Origin of the sequence: Moraxella sp. VT-16-12 (assembly GCF_002224245.2) — a bacterium.
In the GTDB taxonomy this organism is placed as follows: Bacteria; Pseudomonadota; Gammaproteobacteria; order Pseudomonadales; family Moraxellaceae; genus Moraxella.
On sequence record NZ_NKHK02000026.1, the window covers coordinates 1 to 1,135 of the forward strand.

Sequence of the window (1,135 nt, forward strand, 5' to 3'; positions counted from 1 at the left end):
GCGACAGGTGCAGACTGGATGAGTGCTGCATCGTTCATCTCTATGGCGGGTATCATTGCCATGGGTGGTTATGCCGCATCTGCGTATTTGATGGGTTGGACGGGGGGCTATGTATTGCTTGCCCCATATTTGCGTAAATTTGGTAAATTTACTGTACCTGATTTTATTGGCGACCGTTTTTATTCCAAAACAGCCCGCTTGATTGCGGTGATTTGTCTTATCCTTGCTTGTACCACCTATGTTATCGGTCAGATGACAGGTGCTGGCGTGGCATTCTCTCGCTTTTTGGAAGTGGATAAGAACATGGGTCTTATCATTGCTGCCATTGTGGTGTTATTCTATGCGGTACTTGGTGGCATGAAAGGCATTACCTACACGCAGGTTGCTCAATATGTGGTGTTGATGATTGCCTATATCATTCCTGCAATTTTTATCTCTTTAAACATCACTGGTAACCCCATTCCTGCACTTGGTTTGTTTGGCACGACCGAAGAAGGCATCACCATGCTTGCCAAACTTGATGGGCTGATTACTGATTTAGGTTTTGCTGCTTATACTGCTGATGTGCCTGATAAGCTCAATATGTTCTTATTGACCTTATCGCTGATGATTGGTACGGCTGGCTTGCCACACGTGATTATTCGTTTCTTTACAGTTACTAAGGTGTCAGATGCTCGTTCGTCAGCAGGTTGGACGTTGGTATTTATTGCTTTGTTATATACTGCTGCTCCTGCGGTGGGTACGATGTCTCGCATGAATTTGGTTGAGACCATTTATCCAAACGGCACGCAGTCTGCCCCCATTGATTATGAAGCTCGCCCTGAGTGGATGAAAAACTGGGAGCAAACAGGTCTTTTGAAATTTGAAGACAAAAATGGTGATGGTAAAATCAACTATTACAATGACAAATCAAAAGATGAAGCATTTAAAGCCACTGTTGCTGAAAAAGGCTTGCAAGGCAATGAATTGGATGTAAACAACGACATCATGGTACTTGCCAACCCTGAAATTGCAAACTTGCCTGGTTGGGTCATTGGTCTTATCGCTGCTGGTGGTATTGCCGCTGCACTATCTACTGCCGCAGGCTTGCTCTTAGCCATCTCATCTGCCATCTCGCATGACCTTATCAAAAAGA

General features: G+C 44.6%; 1 protein-coding gene. It reads left to right on the plus strand.

Going from position 1 to position 1,135, the window contains the following annotated elements; all coding sequences use genetic code 11:
• Positions 1-1,135: VC_2705 family sodium/solute symporter (locus CEW93_RS10585; protein ID WP_186727972.1), on the plus strand; the 1,135-nt coding region annotated here is incomplete at both ends.